This is a genomic window from Streptomyces sp. NPDC091209 (assembly GCF_044757755.1).
Classification (GTDB): Bacteria; Actinomycetota; Actinomycetes; order Streptomycetales; family Streptomycetaceae; genus Streptomyces.
In genome coordinates this window covers 19,420-34,890 of record NZ_JBIVVR010000023.1, presented here as the reverse complement: position 1 = coordinate 34,890, position 15,471 = coordinate 19,420, and the positions used below count along the sequence as shown (strand labels likewise).

Genomic DNA, 15,471 nt, shown 5'->3' with positions numbered 1-15,471 from the left:
GTGGGAAGCAGGGCGGGCACGCCGAGGGCGGGCAGCGCTGTGTCGTCGTCGAGGCCGTCCCCGAACCCGGTGAGGAGCCCGGTCAGGGCGGTGATCAGGACCTGCGGTCCCGCAGCGGGCTGGGCGGCGGTGAAGGCGCGCAGGGCGTCCTCGCCGTACAACTCGCGATCGGGCCCGGTGCGGGCCTCGGTCAGGCCGTCGGCATAGAGCAGCAGGGTGTCTCCGGGAAAGTTGGCCGCTGCATTTACCTCGCCGCGCACAGCCGTGGTCAGCCGCGGAGACGAGTGCGGCGATGGCCTGCCTCATCGACTCCGGCAGATCCTGGCCGGACCGGCGGGCGAAGTCGTTGCGGTCGTCGAACCAGAGAGACAGAAGGATATGCAGTCCGCTGCCCACACCGGTCTCGGGGACCGCCATGAAAGTGGGCGTCATGCGGCGCCAGGTGATCATTCCCCGTGGCTGCGAGTACCTCTGACGCATCCGGCTCGCCCCTGGCAACGCCCGCCCGAGCGCGGGAAGAAGCCCCCAGCACCCTCGCCCCGTGGATCGCGGTGCCAGCCTCTCCCTGGGCGGCGGCCATGCACACCCCGCCTGCCCTGTGGCTGTTCCCGTTGTCCACGTTCGGCGCTTCACGCCCACCTGGCCCGAATCGCCCCGTGCGTCACCAGAGGGCGCTGACCCCGCTCGTGAGGAGCCCGAGTGCGGCGCAGATGCCGAGAGTGCGCAGGACGCTCCAGCGGAGTCGGAAGATCATGAGCAGGGCGGCGGCCGTGATGACGAGGGCCGTGGGCCGAATCGTGTCCAGGTGGGGGAGTTGGAGGTGCAGCGGGCCCCATGAGTTGTCGTCGACCGTGGTGAAAAGGGTGTGGAGTGCGAAGTAGAGAGCGAGGTTGGCGATGACGCCGACGACGGCGGCGGTGATGCCGGTCAGGGCGGCGGAGACGGAGCGGTTGCCGCGCAGGCGCTCGATGTAGGGGGCGCCGAGGAAGATGAACAGGAAGCAGGGGACGAAGGTCACCCAGGTGGTCAGCAGCGCGCCGAGCAGGGCGGCGGCCCAGGGATTGAGGGAGCCGGGGTCGCGGTAGGCGCCGAGGAAGGCGACGAACTGCACCACCATGATCAGGGGGCCGGGGGTGGTCTCGGCCAGGGCCAGGCCGCGGACCATCTCGCCCGCGCCGAGCCAGCCGTAGGTCTGCACGGCCTGCTGGGCGACGAAGGCGAGGACGGCGTATGCCCCGCCGAACGTGACCAGTGCGGTGCCTGAGAAGAACACGCCCTGGGTGGTGAACACGCTGCCGGTTCCGGTGAGGACGGCCACCGCGGCCAGGGGCGCCGCCCACAGCACCAGGCCGGTGAGCAGGATGCGCAACGTCCGCCGGTGGCTCGGGCTTTCGGCGTGCAGGGCGTCGTCGGAGATCAGCGGCGGCGGGCCGCCGTCGGCGGAGTGCGCGGCGGCAGGGCGCAGGGCGTGCGGAGCGAAGCGGGCCAGCAGCCAGCCGGTGAGTGCCGCGCCCGCGATGACCAGGGGGAAGGGGACGGCGAAGAGGGCGAGCGCGGAGAAGGAGGCGACCGCGAGGGCGATGAGGGCGGGGTGGGTCAGCGAGCGGCGGCCGACCCGCCACACGGCCTGGGCGACGATCGCGACCACGGCCGGGGCGAGCCCGGCGAACAGACCGGTGACGGCCACGGTGGTGCCGAAGGCGACGTAGAGGGCGGACAGGCCCAGCAGGGCGAGTACACCGGGCAGGACGAACAGGGTGCCCGCGGCCAGGCCGCCGCGGGTGCCGTTGAGCAGCCATCCGATGTAGATGGCCAGTTGCTGGGCCTCGGGGCCGGGCAGCAGCATGCAGTAGCTCAGGGCGTGGTTGAACCGCTGCTGGCCGATCCAGCGTTTCTCCTCCACCAAGGCGCGCTGCATGACCGCGATCTGGCCGGCCGGTCCGCCGAAGGTCTGCAGGGATATCGCGAACCAGGTGCGTACCGCCGTCCGGAAGGGGACGATGTCGCGTCCGCTGTCGATTGCGACAGCGGACGCGGACTCGGCGGTGGGGTGAGTGGTCACGCGGGGTCCCGCCCTGCAAGCGTGGCGCGGCGGTGGTACTCGTACAGGCCGTCGAAGAGCGGGCCGGTCAGTTCGAGGACGCGTTCGTCGTCGCAGATCATGGACAGTCCGCGCAGGACGACGTCCAGCCCCGGCGCTTCGGGGGCGTCGTAGCGTTCGTCGTCGAGGTCGGCCTCGTGCACGATCTCCGCGAGTTTCCAGAGCACCGGGTCGGTCAGCTCGTAGCGGCGCAGGATCGTCTCGAAGGAGCAGTCCCCGCCGTGGTGGCCGAGGTCCACGCCGCGCATGTCGAACGGCGTCGCGTCCTCGGGGACTTGGGCGGGGTCGGTGACGAAGACGAACTCCGCCTCCTTGTCGACATGGCGGTGGATCAGCCAGGAACAGGCTGCCCGGTCGATGTGGATTCCGGCGCGGGTTGCCCACTTCATGCTTTGTCCTCCTGCTGTTGTGTGGTCTCCGGCGCTACGTCGTCGGCGTCGTCGGTCTCGGGCCCGGGGCAGGCCGTTGGCTCCACTGCCAGGGCCCGTACGGCGGCGTGGGCCCGGTCGCGTTCGGGTGGCGGGAAGAAGTCGCGGCGGCCGATACGCCGCAGCTCGGCGCGGAGTCGCCGCACGGCCGTGACGCTGTTCGCGCCATCTGCCGCGGCTTGGGCGGAGGCCTGGTCGATGATGCTCTGATATTCGGCGGCGCGGGCGTCCGCCATGCCGGTGGCCAGCTCCCGCTCCTGCGTGAGCGTCGCGGGCCGGGCGAGCCAGATCGAGGCGGTGCCGCCCGCCTCGATCGCCTCGTCCGCGATCCACTCCAGCTGCTCGCGGGTCCGGGCGTCGGCGGGCAGCGCGACCAGCCCGTCGGAGAGCTGGGCGACACCCAGCCGCTTCAGCTTGCGCCAGACGGCGATGCGGGGCGTGGATGGTTCGCGGGGGAGCCGGTAGGAGAGCAGGACCCACTCGCCCGGGTCGCGTACCGCCCGGTCAGCGGGCATGACGGTCCTGTGCTCGCACAGGATGCGGTTCGCGGGTCATCCAAGCTCCTGAGGTCTCCAGAGTTGTGTGCAACCATGGTTACATGCAACCACGGTTACATCAACTGCGCGGTCGTCCTGCTGGTCGACATCCGTCTGTGCTGGACCTGGCGCAGACACCACCCGCCATTCGATGCAACCATGGTTGCACTGAATGGCTGTGACGAGGGAGGCCCGCCCCGCCATGGACGCAAGCGCCCCCGCGTTCTCCCTGGAGCGGGTCACCGTGCGACAGGGCGCCGCGACCCTCCTGGACGCGGTGACCTGCGACATCCCTGCCGCGGCCTGCACTGCGCTCGTCGGGCCGAGCGGTGCGGGCAAGACCACCCTGCTGCGGGTGCTCAACCGTCTGGAAGAACCCGTGAGCGGAGGCGTGACGTTCCAGGGCCGCCTGCTCCCCGACTGGGACGTCCTCACGCTGCGCCGCCAGGTCACCCTCGTCGGCCAGCAGCCCGTACTGCTCACCGACACCGTCCTGGACGACCTGCGCGTCGGCCGACGCGATCTGGACGAACCGCGAGCAGCGGCACTGCTCGAACGCGTCCACCTGTCCGCCGCGTACCTCCACCGTGCGACCGCGGGCCTGTCGGGCGGTGAAGCCCAACGCGTGTGCCTGGCGCGGGCGCTCGCCGTCAATCCCCGGGCACTGCTGCTGGACGAACCCACCTCCGCCCTCGACGCGGTCGGCTCCGCCACCGTCGAACGGGTCGTACGGGAGCTGGCTGTCGACGGCCTGACCGTCGTCCTGGTCAGCCACAACACCGCGCAGGCCCGCCGCGTGAGCGACCAGGTCCTCGTCCTCGACGGCGGACGACTCCTCGAACAGGGCCACGCACACCATGTCGGCTACCTCAAGGAGGGCGCATGAACCCCGCCGTTCCCACCTGGGCGGGCGTGGCCGCCTCCGCCGCGCTGGTCCTGCTCGCTGCCGTCGTCGCCTGGCGCGGACGCCTGCACCTGAGCCGTGACATCGCCGTCGCGGGCGTCCGCGCGGGGCTGCAGCTGGCCGCCGTCGGCGCCATCCTGCTGCTGGTCTTCCGCCACACCGGACTCGCCGGAGCCATCGGCTGGCTCACGATCATGGTGCTCATCGCCGGCCGGGTCGGCGCCCGCCGTGTCCCCAACCTGCCCCGGGCCCTGGCAACGGCCACCGCCGCGGTCGCCGTCGGCACCGCCGCGACCCTCGGCACCCTCCTCGCCCTGGGCGTGATCGTCACCCAGGCCCGGGTCGTGATCCCCGTCGGCGGCATGGTCGTCTCCGGCGCCATGCAGGCCACCTCCCTGGCGCTGACCCGGCTGAGCGACGAGGCCCGTACCGCTCGCCCCGCCATCGAGGCCCGTCTCAGCCTCGGCCTCACGGCGGCGGACGCGTTCGCCCCGCACCAGCGCACCATCGTGCGCACCGCGCTGATCCCCGCGATCGACTCCACCAAGACCGTCGGCATCATCAGCCTGCCCGGCGCCATGACCGGCCTCATCCTCGCCGGAGTCGACCCGCTCACCGCCATCCGCTACCAGATCGTCGTGATGTACATGCTGCTCGCCGCTGCCGCTCTCGCCGCCCTGACCGCCGGCCGCCTCGGCGAACGCGCACTGTTCGACAACGCCCACCGCCTCCGCCCGCTCACCGCCGCACTCCAGGAGGCCCGCCGATGACCCCCCTCCCACGCCCCCGTCTGCTCCTCGTCCTGGCCGCCGCCCTGCTCCTCGCCGCGGCCGGAGTGGTGGCCGGTCTGCTGCTGACCCGGACCTCCGAGCCACCCCGCCGTGTCCTGCCCCTGCAGCGCGTCGGTGAACCGGCCCTTCCCGGCGACAGCTCCCGCTTCGACTACGCCAGCCTCGACCCCGGCCGCGGCCTGCTCTTCATCGCCCACCTCGGCGCGAGCGAAGTCATCGAGGTCGACGTACACACCGGCCATTTCGTGCGCACCATCACCGGCCTGCCGGACGTGCACGGCGTCCTGGTCGTCCCCGCCCTGCACCGCGTGTACGCGACCGCGACGGGCGCCGACGAGATGGCCACCCTGGACGAGAACACCGGCACCGTCCTGCACCGCGCGCCCACCGGTGCGTACCCCGACGGCCTCGCCTACGACCCCGTACGCGGCACGGTATGGACCACCAACGAATCCGGCGGCTCGGAAACCGTCATCGACGCCGCCATGGGCGCCGTGCGCGGCACCGTCGATCTCGGCGGCGACGCGGGCAACGTCGCCTACGACCCCCTGGGCGGCGGCCAGATCCTCGCCGACGTCCAGAGCCGCAACCAACTGGCGGTCATCGACCCGGTCGCGCTGGCCGTCACGCGCCGGATCCCACTGCCCGGCTGCGACCACGACCACGGCCTGGCCCTCGCCCCCCAAGACCGCCTCGCCTTCGTCGCCTGCGACGGCAACGCCCGCCTGCTCACCGTGGACCTGACCACCCGTCGGGTCACCGGTAATGACGCAGTCGGCTCCGACCCCGACGTCCTCGCCTACGACTCCGCCGCGCATCGCCTCTACGTCGCCGCGGAATCCGGCCGGCTCACCGTCCTGGACAACCACGACCACCGCCTGACGGTCTCCGGCCGAGACCACCACACCGACGGCACCCACGTCGTCGCCGTCGACCCCGCGACCCACCGCAGCTACTACCCGGTCCCCCACGGCAGCGGCGGCCACCCGACCCTCCTTACCTACCGGCCCACACCCTGACGGCGCCTGGGTCTGTCTTGCCCGGTGCGTGGTAATCCACAGCTACCTCCGCTGTCGGGCACAGGCCGCATCTCAAGGCTCCGCCTGCGGTCCGTGTTGCGGGTGCGCTTGGTGATGTCGGCGGCAAGCGGGGAACGAGGGCGTGGAGAACCAGGGGTACGCGGACTCCCTCCCAAAGGATGACCTGGTCGACCTCCCCCTCAGCCGGTTCAGCTCCCGCGCCAGCTACGACAGCGGCAAGACGCTGAAGGGCCGGACGGTACGGATGATCGGGTTCATCACCAAGGACGGCGACGGCACCTGGTATCCGACCCGGCTCCTCATCTCCTGCTGCGCGGCCGACGCACGCCCCGACAAGGTGGAGATCCGCGGCGCCGATGCCCCCACAGCCGACAGTTGGGCGACGGTCACCGGTACCTGGCACCCCAAGGGCAAGGTCGGCTCCGACGCGGCATGGCCACCCGTGCTCGACGCCGGCAGCGTCAAGCACATCACGCAGCCCGAAAGCCCTTACGAGAAGCGGTAGTTGAGGAAGGCAGGCGAGCGCACACGGTAGTGACAGCGGGGTGACCCACCCCTCATGATGGGCGGGTCATGGCGACTTCGACCCTTGTGTCCCGCCTGCGCCGGACCGGCAGCGAGCCGTCCCGTGCGGTCGGCGGCTGCCCGCCCGGGCGTCTTCTCGGTGACGAGCACGGTGCTCGCCGTCGTGGGACACCACGTCGTGTTCGACGTCTCGCCATCCTGGGCCGGGCCGGCGCGATCACGGGCGGCGGCTCCAACCCGACCCAGCTGCCCACCAAAACCATCGAGTACGACCGGTGGGGCAACACCAACAAGGTGATCGAGGCGGCGAACTCGGTCACCCGGACCACGTCCACCGGCTATGACACCGCCGGACGCCCGAACCTGACGTCCGTCAGCGGCGGGGTGGGCACCGCGGTATCGGACACCGCGACCACGTACGACCCGGACAGCGGGGACGTGGCCACCGTCACCTCCAACGGGAAGACCAGGTCCCGCGCCGTGGGCGTCCTCGGGGCGGGATCACCAGTACGAAAGGACGTCCCTCACGGCGGAGGGCAATTTTGGGGCGCAGGCGGAACGACAGTTGGCGGCGGGAGACCCCGGCGCGGCTCCGACCCTGTATCTGGATGCTGTTGGTGATCTTCACCTTGCCTGCTGCGGCGTATGGCTGGTCTTCCTCCCGCCTTGTTCCCATAGCCCACTGGAGTCGCTGACTCTGACGGGACGGTAGACCTGGACTGCGTGAGGAGAACCCGGATGAGCAGTGCGCGGAACACGGGCATGGAAGCATCGGCTGCCGGCGACGCGCGGACGTCCCGGACTCACGTCCCATCGGGCATGACGTCGTTCGACCACATCTACGATCAGCCGGATCCGCGGGCCTATTTCCGGGCGTTGGGCCCACTGGACTACCAGGTGCCCCATCACGGACAGAACATCTTCCGGCGGGCGCTCACGGCCTGCGGTCGGACAGTCCGCACGGCAGAACCGGTAACAGTGCTGGACATCTGCTGCTCGTACGGCATCAATGCGGCCCTCATCAACCATGAGGTGACACTGGACGACCTCTACTCCCACTACACGTCGCCGCAGGCCACCGAGCTCACCACAGCCGAGCTGATCAAGTGGGACCGCAGCTACTACGCGGCTCGTCGACGCCATGACGTCGCACGGGTGATCGGACTCGATATGTCAGCGAACGCCATCTCCTACGCACGCGCGGCCGGCCTGCTGGACGAAGGCTTCGCCGAGAACCTCGAAACCGCGCCTCCTTCCCCTGCCCTGCTCCGCGCCGCGCGGCACACCCGGCTGATCACGATCACCGGAGGGGCGACCTTCCTATCTGACCGCACTTTCCAGCGGCTCCTGGCCGGTGTCCACGTCCCGGCGTGGGTTGCGGCCTTCGTGCTGCGCACGACCTCGTACGCGTCCATCGCAGCATGCCTGACCTCACACGGCCTGGTCACCGAGAAGGCCACCACGCACACCTTCCCGCAACGACGCTTCACAGACGCGGATGAACAGCAGTACGCCATCCAAGCGGTGACCGCAGGCGGCGAGGACCCGTATGGGAAGGAGGCTGACGGCTACTTCCACACCACGCTGCACCTGTCGCGCCCTCCTGAGGATGTGAGGGCATTTCCGCTGACCGATCTGATGCCGAGTCTGTGAGACCAGTCCCGCCCCGCACGCGCCCGGTGCAGATGAAGATCACCAACAGCGTCCTTTCCGTGAACCGGTCACGGTGGGTCATGTGACGTAGCTCAAAGGCTGTGGTTCTGGTGCGCTTCTGTGGCGAGAAAGTCTCGCGCCGCGGAGGTGGCCCGGTCGCGAATGTGCTGCTGGTCCGGAGGTTGATCGTTCGGCAGGTCGAGTGCTCTCGCCAGATCAACGATGGGTTGCAGCGCGTTGGGGTAAGCGTCCTGGGGGCGCTGCCAGGGTTCCATGGCCAAGTCTGCAGCGGCCATGCGGATCAGGCTGATCGCTACTACTGCGTCCACGCTGTCGCCTTCTCATCATCTTTCCGTAGAGGGAAGCCCTATCACCGAAAGCCGGGTGGTTGATCAGGTGGCCAGCAATACGCGCTTGCGTAGCCGGCTGAAACCGGCTCGGCCGAACATCTGGCGCTTGAGCATCTTGATCCTGTTGACGTGCCCTTCGACGACGCCGGAGTTCCAGGGCAGGGTCAGGCCGGCGATGACGGCGTCGCGGTCTCGATCGATGCCGGCCGCGAGAGTGTGGAGGCTGGGAAGGTCGTCCTGGCGGACGGCGTCGAGCCACTGCAGGAGTCGTTCCCCCTGCCGCTCGGTGAGCATTTGGGCGAAGGACCGGACGTGACCGGTCAGGGCGTCGAGTTCAGGGCAGTTGGCAAGGACGGCAGTCCACGCGCTGCTGGAAGTCGGCCACAGCCGCCGTTCCATCGGGCGTCAGCTCCCGACGGAATCATCCGCCCCGAACCTGAACCCATCGACATCGCGGCCACCCCTCCGACCGCTCGAACCACCCCGCCCAAACCAGCGCAGCACACCACACCGATCCACAGGCCGACCACGACATGACTTCACCGAAACGAATGAAGATCGCCAACAGCATCCCGACTACGAGCCAGAGCCGTTCTTCTTGCAGTCCCCCCGTACGAGGGCCTTTTGGTTTCGTCCACTTCAAATGACAGCGTTTGCACGAGAAATAGCAGCAGTTTGGCGGCCTGTGCTTGTGAGGAGGTGGGCCGTGGCGCTGGCACATGGAGATCAGTCGGTCTTGTCAGCGAGCCGGTGGGGTGAGGGCGGTGCGGTCGAACGGGCCGCCATGCGCGGCGGCATAGGTGACGGCGTCGTTGACGGCGCTGAGGCCGAACGACCGGACCCGTTCGGAGGCGAGGTCCAGGGTGCCCGAGGCGAGGAGCCGGATGATGCCGACGTTCGCTGTACGCGGGTACATCCACTGGCCGCGCACGGTGATCGAGTTGCGCATGATCCACGGGTACGGGAGTGCGAGGTCGTCGCCACCGAGCATGCCGACGCCGCCCATGAGAACGACTCGGCCGTACTCGCGCACGGTCATGGCTGCCGTGCGCGCCGCCGAGCTGGGTGCGCTCGGCGGTAGCAGGTCGATCATCATGTCGATCGGGCCGTCGGCCGCCGCGGACATCGCCGCGCGGTCGCCGGCCTCGTCCCCGGTGAGCGGGACCGGACGCACACGCGGTCCGAACCGGTCGGCGAGGAGGTCGAGCGCGGCCCGATTGCGGCCTGGGGCGACCACGCGGCCCGCCCCCATGGCGAGCGCGACCGCGACCGCGCTGCTGCCGAGGTTGCCGGTGGCCCCGCTGACGAGCAGCGTCTCACCGGCTGCGAGGCCTCCGGCCAGCAGCCCGCCGTAAGGGATGACGTGCACGCCGAGCGCGGCCCAGCGGGGCGGGTCGTCCCCCGCGGCTGCGGGCAGCGGGAAGACGTTCTCCGTCGGGACCCGCATGAGCTCGGCGAACGATCCGTCGTGCAGGTGCCGGGCGAGCCGCGCGCCGCCCTCGCCGCGGGAGCTCCAGCCCTGGAGCGTGATGTCGGGTGTCAGTGCGTCGTCCCGCGAGCGCACCGTGCAGTCGCACCACACCAGGTCGCCGGGGCGCAGCCGGGTGGCGTCCGGGCCCGCGTGGACGACCCGTCCCACGCCGCCGATCCCGGGCACGACGGGAGGGACCAGGGGGTAGTTCCGCTCGCCGCTGAAGACCTCGGCCGCGTAGGGGGCCACGCAGGTGGCGAGCACCTCGACCACCACCTCGCCGCCGCCGGCCTCGGGGTCGGGCACCTCCCGCACCGTGAGGGGAGCACCGAACTGCGTCAGAAGTGCTGCTCGCACGTGATGACCTCCGTGTTCGTACGTGTTCGTCGCGATCGACACTAGGAGTCAGGCAGGCATGCGGGAAGCGACGATCAAGCATGCGTGGTATGCGTATGTCGCATGGACATCTCCAGCACAGGCCTGCGGGTCCTGCAGCAGATCGCCGAGTCCGGCAGCTTCACCGCAGCAGCCGCCCGGCTCGGCTACACCCAGTCGGCGGTCTCACGCCAGGCCGCCTCCCTCGAACGAAGCGCGGGCACCGCCCTGTTCGAACGCCGCCCCGACGGAGTGCGGCTCACCCCCGCGGGTCTGACCCTGCTGCGTCACGCCCGCACGATCCTGGACTGCCTGACAGCGGCCGAGCGCGATCTCACCGGCATCGTCCCGCGGACCGAACGGGTGCGGCTCGGACTGTTCCTGAGCGCGGGCGCGGCCATCCTGCCTCCCTCGCTTGCCCGCCTCGCGGCGACCGACCCGCAGATCACGGTCACGACTACCGAGGGCACCACGCCTACCCTTGTCCGGGCACTGCGCGCGGGCTCGATCGACCTCGCCGTCCTGACGTCCCGCCCACCCCACCGCCCCTTGGACGGCGAGTCGCCGCGCCTGCACGTCGAGACCGTTGCGGACACCGAACTGGTCGTGGCGGCGTCTTCGACCGGAGAGTTCGCCGGCCGCACGGCGGCGCATGTCGACGAACTGGTCGACCTTCCGTGGATCGCCACCCCGGCGTCGAACGCCGAGCCACTGCTCGGCGTCTGGCCCGGTCTGCCGGGTCGGCCGCACATCGTCCACTGCGCGCGCGACTGGCTGACGAAGCTTCAGCTGGTCGCCGGTGGCTTCGGGGTGACAACGGTGCCCTCCCGGCTCTCGCCGGTGCTGCCGCCCGGGGTGAGCCTGCTGCACGTCGAAGGCGCACCTCCCGAGATCCGCCGGGTTCTCGTAGCGCGACTCCCCGGCCGCCCAAGCCTGGCGATCACGGCCGTCACCCGAGCAATTACCTCGACCGCCTGACACGTGCCGCCGGGGCCGTCGGATTCGAGCAGGCCCCCGGCTTCTGCCCGAGCAAGTGGGGCCCTCTGCGGGGTGGTGGGGGCGGCCCAGGTGACGGTCGCGTTTGGAATGCCGAGTGCCTGCAGACCGAATATCGGGCTCGGCAGGGTGACCGGGCAGAGACAACTCTGACCATCGCTCTCTTGTCGTTCCCTTCCCGGTCCTACTGTGGCCGGGGACAGGGGACCTTATGGACGAGAACAGGGATGAGACCGAGTACGAGCGCGGCGAGCGCGAGGCGCGGCAGTTGAAGTACAAGCGCGAGAATGGCCGCAGGCCGCCTCCCTCCATGCAGAGGGGCTCAGACCTGCTGCCCTTCTTCTGGATCGCCTTCTTCGTCGTCGCGTTCCTCGCGCTCTTCTACCTGGGCTCAGCAGCAGAGGGGTAGGTGGTCTTCCTCCGCTCAGGTCGGTAACGGAGGATTCGGCGTGCTCTGTTCGTCCCGCCGGAGGATGGCCGGCACTGCCCGACCTGCCGGACCGACATGCGGCCGTACACGATGCTGCGTTCCGTGCTGTTCGGGCGCCGTTCGCGCGGCCGGTAGCCCGGCCCTGTCCAGAGCGCGGTCGGGGCCGGGCTACGGCTGAGCACTCTAGGCCGGCAGCGGGGCTCGAATCCTCAGCGGTCGGACATCGGGTTCGGTCCCAGTGTGCGATCTCAAATGAAACGACGTCTGCCGTCGACAGGCACGCCACGGGCCGTCAGCGTGCTGGTGATGGGGAGTGCGCCGGCCTGACGGTGAGGCGGCCCGGACCACGAGGGGGAGGGGCGGTTCCGGGCCGCCACCCCACCAAAGTGCCCCCGGTTGACGGCCGCCGCCACACCGGCGACGGCACACGGGTGAGGGCCCGCAGCGGGTCACCAGTAGCAGTGGGTGAGAAGCTGTGCCAGAGCCCGTGATCTGTGACGTTCTGTAACAGTGGGCCGGTCGGTAGAGCTAGTGCGGGCCCCGGCAGTCACCTGAAACTCATCAGTCTCTCGCTTCCGCAACCCAGTTCGACGCCCCAGCGTCCGTCTACATGACGGACGGCTGCCGATCAACCGGGAGAGCACGTGGCGAAGAAGGACCAAACGACGGACGCGGCGAAGGACGGCGAGAAGTGGATGGCGCGTTTCCAGGTACGGCTGGCCATGCAGCCGGGCGTGGACCGGGCAGTCGTGCTCCAGGCGGTGAAGGATGTCACGGTGCACTGCGCGGATACGGGAGAGCACCCGCGGACGGCCTTCGGCGACCCGGACGCCTACGCCGTGCAGGCCGCCGAGCGGCTGGTGCCGGCGGACCGGGCGGCGCGGGCGAGGCGGCACAACGCCGTGGTGGACGCACTCGACTCCGCGCTTAAGAAGGCCGGTGACATCGCAGGTCTGTGACCGGTTGAAGCGACTTCCGTCATGGCCCGGACGACGGGTGGCGGCACCCGATACGAAGAGTTGACGGCCGACGGCCAGGTCCAGGTCGACTACGCGCCCCCGCTCGGGGAGCCCTGGTTCGAGGGCGACGACGACCCCGACCACAACCCGATCTGCTCGTGCCCGCGCGTCCCGAAGCAGTTCTGCATGGAGTGCGCCGGCTGCGCTGCTTGCGGGCAGTGCAGCGGGCCGCACGTCTGGTCGCCGCTCCGGAACTGACCGACCCCCAACCCCCAGCACTCCTGGGGAGGCGAGAGGTCCCAGCCACCCCTCATGCTCACCGTGCGTCACATCGGAGCTGTCACGCGCCCCGTCACGCTGGCTGTCGCCCCCGCCGGGCCACCACGCGACAGCACCCGCCGAATGTCCATATTGAAAGCTTTTTGATTGCCGGCAGAGCCCCGAACCCCCGCTCGGGCCCGATCCGGCGTGACAGCGTGACATCCCTGCCCGGCGGCCCGGCCGGGTCATCACGCTCCGCGTCCAGTGACATCGGACCTTGACCGCTGACACCGAACATTGACCGACGCCGCTTTGTGACAGCCAAGTACTCGCCGTGCAGGTGAGACGCGGACACCGCCACCACATCCGGGTAGATCGTGCGTTGTGCCTTCGTTGAGGTCCGTGCTCGCCTCGCTCGCCGTCAGCTTCAACTACGGACAGTTTCCAGAAATGAACTGTGGGTAGTCATAGGGCTTGATCGGCCGTGCGCAGGGCGCGGCCGGCCGCCGACAACACGACTGGAGAACCCGTGCCTCTGCCCCCGATCGGTCAGGCGATCGCGATGACCGCCCACGACGCCAATGTGCCGCTGCAAGTCCCCATCCTCGGGCTCCTGACCATCGCCATCAGGGGCGGGTTGAGGGCCGTGGTCGAGCAGGAGATCCAGTCCGGTTGGGGCGGGGCGAGGCTGAGGGTCGAAGGGTTCGAGATGACCGCCGACACCGAGCAGCTCGGCAAGGTCGTCTTGTCCTGGGCAAACTCGGGCAGCACGCCGCTGAGCGAGGTGCGGATCCTCGACCAAGCGGCGTCGAGGTACCTCAGCACCTGGTACCTCGACTGGACAATGACCATCGAGAAGCCCCCGGGCGGGGACGCGCACATGCAGCTGGCCAGCACCAAAACGGCCGCCCTGGTCGGTGACCAGCTCACCGACTTCCCGCCGCAGGGAGGGAAGTACCAGCTCCAGCAACCCGTCGACTTCGCCCCGGTCGGAGCACCCCACCAGGTCGTCCTCTCCCTGCAGCAGCTTGCCGCGACGGTCACCTATAGCCCCTGACCACAGAACCCGCAGCGGGCCGGAACCGTCAACGGTTCCGGCCCGCTGCCGTTTGCTGCGGCGCTTCTCGACACCGTCCTGTGCTCTGACCTGCGCGGCTAACCGTCGCTGACACAAACTGACGTCCGTCAGACTTCGCTGCCAATCAGTCAGGGGTTGTCAGAGGACACTCCGCTCACGCCGACTGGGTCAGTGAAAGCCCCGGAACGTCGGGTCATGGTGGCTGGGGGAGACAGGCGTCTCCACCGGGCGCAGCCAGCGGATCGGCACGGTGAGTGTGGTGACCTGCGGGAGTTCGACGGGCTCGCCGTCGGCATCGAGCAGCGTTCCGCGGACCTGATAACCGTGGCCGGGCGACAGGCCGGCCGCCTCCGCCTGCTCCTCGGTGAGCTCCACCGTGATCCGGGTGCCCGCCCCCATCACCAGGCCCAGGGCGGTTCGAGCGGCAGCGTCAACGTCGACCACGGCCAGCGGGAAGTGCGTGCCGCGCAGCCGGCTCAACGGCCACCAGGAGTCGCCCATGGTCGTTGGCCGGTACCGCCGCACAGGAAGCGAGAACGGCACCTCGCAGCGGTACGTCTGCCCCACCTCGACGTCCTTGGTGCGCATACCTCCAGCGTGCTCCCGGCCATGTCCCGGCGCCTGAACAGCCAGCAGTGAACAGTCCGACCTGTGTCATCGACGCCCTGTCTCCCCAGGCCGTCGTGACCATCTGTGTCACTGTTCATCTGTGTCATCTGTGTCATCGGGCGGGTTTCGCCCGTACCGTCCCGGAGCGCCCCGCCCCGGCGATACCGTGGTGACACACGCCAGATGACAGCCCAGGAGCCCCAGATGAGCGAGCAGCCGGCCCCCGCGCCCGTGCCCGACCGTCAGCCCCTCGATGAGCACGCCGCCGCTTCCGCCCGCGCGTACGCGGCCGATCAGCGCGCGAAGGTCGACGTCCTCGCCTCGGTGCTGGAGGACATCGCCGCCAACGGTTATCCGTCCCCGGAGACGGGCGTGCTGTGGGAGGACGCCCGCGACGCCCACCTCGAGCGCCTTGCCGGTGAGCAACCCCGTGTCGCCTGAGCACGCACCGCGCCGGTCCCAGGTCGTCCTGGTGGAGCCCGCGCTGAGCCAGCTGGCGAAGCTCACGGCGAGCGAGACACACCGTCTGGACCGCGCGATCGTCGCGATCAGCGTCAACCCCGAGCTGGGCACCCCAGTGCCCGACACCCTGCTGCGCGACTACGTCGACGACGTCGACGGGGTCCGCGTCATCTACTACGTCACGGCCCTTCGGCAGATCACCATCGTCGCTTACGTCGAAGCCTGATCACGTAGCATCGCCGCGGATACGAGTGGGTCCGGGGGGCTGCTACGTCTCCTGCGCGGGGTGCCCCTGCTCTCCGGTCCGGGTGCCGGACCGGAGAGCGATGACATTCGAAGGCCGGTCCCAGGCGACACACGGCTGCTGCTCGTGTAGCAGGCCCTGCTGCACACAGCAGCGGCGTCGTGCAGCAAACGGTTGTTCGTCTGCTGCACGACGCTCTTCGGCACGGTGGGCAAGGCCCTTTACCGCCACCGACGGGCCGCGCGCACGATGGCCCCG

Annotated in this window: 18 protein-coding genes and 2 pseudogenes; 12 read left to right on the top strand and 8 right to left on the bottom strand. The window is 69.8% G+C overall.

Annotation, left to right across the window (positions count from 1 at the left end; all coding sequences use genetic code 11):
- Positions 1 to 8: 8 nt before the first annotated feature.
- The 4 genes and pseudogenes from ACIQRL_RS39590 to ACIQRL_RS39575 form a co-directional block, all read right to left on the bottom strand.
- Positions 9 to 227, bottom strand: a pseudogene (locus ACIQRL_RS39590) (SpoIIE family protein phosphatase); the annotation flags it as partial.
- A gap of 434 nt (positions 228 to 661) precedes the next feature.
- Positions 662 to 2,062 carry a chromate efflux transporter gene (gene chrA, locus ACIQRL_RS39585; RefSeq protein WP_401340948.1) on the bottom strand — a complete coding sequence of 467 codons (1,401 nt, stop codon included), beginning with the start codon at positions 2,060 to 2,062 and terminating at the stop codon, positions 662 to 664.
- Complete coding sequence (locus ACIQRL_RS39580) at positions 2,059 to 2,490, bottom strand: chromate resistance protein ChrB domain-containing protein (protein WP_401340946.1); 432 nt, start codon at positions 2,488 to 2,490, stop codon at positions 2,059 to 2,061. The genes chrA and ACIQRL_RS39580 overlap by 4 nt, the downstream gene beginning before the upstream one ends.
- The gene (locus tag ACIQRL_RS39575) at positions 2,487 to 3,044 is read right to left on the bottom strand and encodes a Chromate resistance protein ChrB (protein ID WP_401340944.1); all 558 of its coding nucleotides are present in this window, start codon (positions 3,042 to 3,044) and stop codon (positions 2,487 to 2,489) included. The genes ACIQRL_RS39580 and ACIQRL_RS39575 overlap by 4 nt, the downstream gene beginning before the upstream one ends.
- A gap of 223 nt (positions 3,045 to 3,267) precedes the next feature.
- On the opposite strand from ACIQRL_RS39575, the gene ACIQRL_RS39570 reads away from it, so the two are divergent.
- The 5 genes from ACIQRL_RS39570 (at position 3,268) to ACIQRL_RS39550 (ending at position 7,978) form a co-directional block, all read left to right on the top strand.
- Positions 3,268 to 3,951 carry an ATP-binding cassette domain-containing protein gene (locus tag ACIQRL_RS39570; protein WP_401340942.1) on the top strand — a complete coding sequence of 228 codons (684 nt, stop codon included), beginning with the start codon at positions 3,268 to 3,270 and terminating at the stop codon, positions 3,949 to 3,951.
- Positions 3,948 to 4,739, top strand: coding sequence for an ABC transporter permease (locus ACIQRL_RS39565; protein ID WP_401340940.1), 792 nt, complete (start codon positions 3,948 to 3,950; stop codon positions 4,737 to 4,739). Before ACIQRL_RS39570 ends, ACIQRL_RS39565 begins: the two co-directional genes overlap by 4 nt.
- Positions 4,736 to 5,779: a YncE family protein gene (locus ACIQRL_RS39560; RefSeq protein ID WP_401340938.1), complete on the top strand. Its 1,044-nt coding sequence runs from the start codon at positions 4,736 to 4,738 to the stop codon at positions 5,777 to 5,779. The genes ACIQRL_RS39565 and ACIQRL_RS39560 overlap by 4 nt, the downstream gene beginning before the upstream one ends.
- A gap of 142 nt (positions 5,780 to 5,921) precedes the next feature.
- Entirely contained in the window at positions 5,922 to 6,305 is a 384-nt protein-coding gene (locus tag ACIQRL_RS39555) for a hypothetical protein (RefSeq protein WP_401340936.1), read from the top strand.
- A gap of 758 nt (positions 6,306 to 7,063) precedes the next feature.
- Positions 7,064 to 7,978, top strand: coding sequence for a hypothetical protein (locus ACIQRL_RS39550; RefSeq protein ID WP_401340934.1), 915 nt, complete (start codon positions 7,064 to 7,066; stop codon positions 7,976 to 7,978).
- 92 nt (positions 7,979 to 8,070) lie between these two features.
- Here the strand turns inward: ACIQRL_RS39550 and ACIQRL_RS39545 are convergent, their stop codons facing one another.
- From ACIQRL_RS39545 to ACIQRL_RS39535, 3 genes and pseudogenes are all read right to left on the bottom strand, one after another.
- On the bottom strand, positions 8,071 to 8,307 hold the full coding sequence (locus ACIQRL_RS39545; protein ID WP_401340932.1) for a hypothetical protein: 237 nt from the start codon (positions 8,305 to 8,307) through the stop codon (positions 8,071 to 8,073).
- 63 nt (positions 8,308 to 8,370) lie between these two features.
- Positions 8,371 to 8,682, bottom strand: a pseudogene (locus tag ACIQRL_RS39540) (transposase); the annotation flags it as partial.
- A gap of 385 nt (positions 8,683 to 9,067) precedes the next feature.
- The gene (locus tag ACIQRL_RS39535; RefSeq protein ID WP_401340929.1) at positions 9,068 to 10,156 is read right to left on the bottom strand and encodes an alcohol dehydrogenase catalytic domain-containing protein; all 1,089 of its coding nucleotides are present in this window, start codon (positions 10,154 to 10,156) and stop codon (positions 9,068 to 9,070) included.
- A gap of 102 nt (positions 10,157 to 10,258) precedes the next feature.
- Here ACIQRL_RS39535 and ACIQRL_RS39530 point away from each other — a divergent pair, with 102 nt between their 5' ends.
- The 5 genes from ACIQRL_RS39530 to ACIQRL_RS39510 all read left to right on the top strand — a co-directional run bounded on the left by ACIQRL_RS39530 (position 10,259) and on the right by ACIQRL_RS39510 (position 13,877).
- Complete coding sequence (locus ACIQRL_RS39530) at positions 10,259 to 11,152, top strand: LysR family transcriptional regulator (RefSeq protein ID WP_401340926.1); 894 nt, start codon at positions 10,259 to 10,261, stop codon at positions 11,150 to 11,152.
- Positions 11,153 to 11,381: 229 nt separating this feature from the next.
- A complete protein-coding gene (locus ACIQRL_RS39525) occupies positions 11,382 to 11,579 on the top strand; it encodes a hypothetical protein (protein ID WP_401340924.1) in 198 nt (65 codons plus the stop codon).
- A 665-nt stretch (positions 11,580 to 12,244) separates the two neighbouring features.
- Positions 12,245 to 12,559, top strand: a complete 315-nt coding sequence (locus ACIQRL_RS39520) for a hypothetical protein (RefSeq protein WP_401340922.1) — start codon at positions 12,245 to 12,247, stop codon at positions 12,557 to 12,559.
- Positions 12,560 to 12,580: 21 nt separating this feature from the next.
- On the top strand, positions 12,581 to 12,817 hold the full coding sequence (locus ACIQRL_RS39515) for a hypothetical protein (RefSeq protein WP_401340921.1): 237 nt from the start codon (positions 12,581 to 12,583) through the stop codon (positions 12,815 to 12,817).
- A gap of 532 nt (positions 12,818 to 13,349) precedes the next feature.
- Positions 13,350 to 13,877 (top strand): hypothetical protein, encoded by a 528-nt coding sequence (locus ACIQRL_RS39510; RefSeq protein WP_401340919.1) that lies wholly within the window; start codon positions 13,350 to 13,352, stop codon positions 13,875 to 13,877.
- Between the two features lie 189 nt (positions 13,878 to 14,066).
- Here the strand turns inward: ACIQRL_RS39510 and ACIQRL_RS39505 are convergent, their stop codons facing one another.
- Positions 14,067 to 14,486, bottom strand: coding sequence for a hypothetical protein (locus ACIQRL_RS39505; RefSeq protein ID WP_401340918.1), 420 nt, complete (start codon positions 14,484 to 14,486; stop codon positions 14,067 to 14,069).
- A 225-nt stretch (positions 14,487 to 14,711) separates the two neighbouring features.
- Between ACIQRL_RS39505 and ACIQRL_RS39500 the strand changes: the two genes are divergently transcribed.
- Together ACIQRL_RS39500 and ACIQRL_RS39495 are read left to right on the top strand one after the other, a co-directional pair.
- Positions 14,712 to 14,948 carry a hypothetical protein gene (locus tag ACIQRL_RS39500; RefSeq protein ID WP_401340916.1) on the top strand — a complete coding sequence of 79 codons (237 nt, stop codon included), beginning with the start codon at positions 14,712 to 14,714 and terminating at the stop codon, positions 14,946 to 14,948.
- Positions 14,938 to 15,195 carry a hypothetical protein gene (locus ACIQRL_RS39495; RefSeq protein WP_217235551.1) on the top strand — a complete coding sequence of 86 codons (258 nt, stop codon included), beginning with the start codon at positions 14,938 to 14,940 and terminating at the stop codon, positions 15,193 to 15,195. Before ACIQRL_RS39500 ends, ACIQRL_RS39495 begins: the two co-directional genes overlap by 11 nt.
- Positions 15,196 to 15,471 lie beyond the last annotated feature (276 nt).